The sequence below is a fragment of the Neisseria sp. P0021.S006 genome, assembly GCF_051956895.1.
In genome coordinates, this window is the sequence record NZ_JBQCWZ010000746.1 from 1 (window position 1) to 686 (window position 686).

Consider the following 686-nt stretch of genomic DNA (forward strand, 5'->3'; position numbering starts at 1 on the left):
CCGTATTTGCTTCGCTTATGTGAAGCATCGGTAAAAGGCTTGGACAAACTGCCTGCATGGCTGTGGTTTATCCCCATCACGCTGATCCTCGCCCTGATTATCGTCTTCGCCCCGTCCGGTATTCCCGGCTTTATTTACGCCAACTTCTAAGGAGCAGAACATGAAACGCTTTATCTCCCTGTTTGTTTCGATTCTGCTCAGTGCGGTTGCGCTGACGTGGTTTGCCCAAAACTCCATCAATGCCTATTGGCAGCAAACCTATCATGAAAACAGTCCGCTTGAGCCTTTATCCGAATACGCTTGGTGGCGTATCGGTGCGGATTGGCAACAAAAAGCCTACGAATTTTCAGACGGCCTGAAAGCTTCGCTGGAAGCAGAAGACACTTTGGCTTCGGAAGACTCTGGCATTGAAACAACAAGGTCGTCTGAAAATACGGAAAACATTGAAGTATCCGACAATCAAAAAGACTCTGCTGCTTCCGATGCGGCTAACAATACAGATACCGCAGCCAGCGAGCCAAGCAATCAGGCTGATCAGTCGGCAACACAGGTCGTGTTGAAAAAAGGCAACAAAGTTTTCTTTGCCGGCGACTCACTGATGCAGGGCGTTGCACCTTTCGTACAAAAACACCTCAAGCAAGAATATGGCGTACAATCGGTCAACCTCAGCAAACAAAGTACCGGTT

Annotated in this window: 1 protein-coding gene and 1 pseudogene; both read left to right on the forward strand. The window is 48.5% G+C overall.

The window, feature by feature from the left end; all coding sequences use genetic code 11:
- A pseudogene (locus tag ACTHUM_RS16855) lies at window positions 1–150 on the forward strand (MBOAT family O-acyltransferase); the annotation flags it as partial.
- Window positions 151–160: 10 nt separating this feature from the next.
- Window positions 161–686: DUF459 domain-containing protein (locus ACTHUM_RS16860; RefSeq protein WP_440403536.1), on the forward strand; the 526-nt coding region annotated here is incomplete at its 3' end.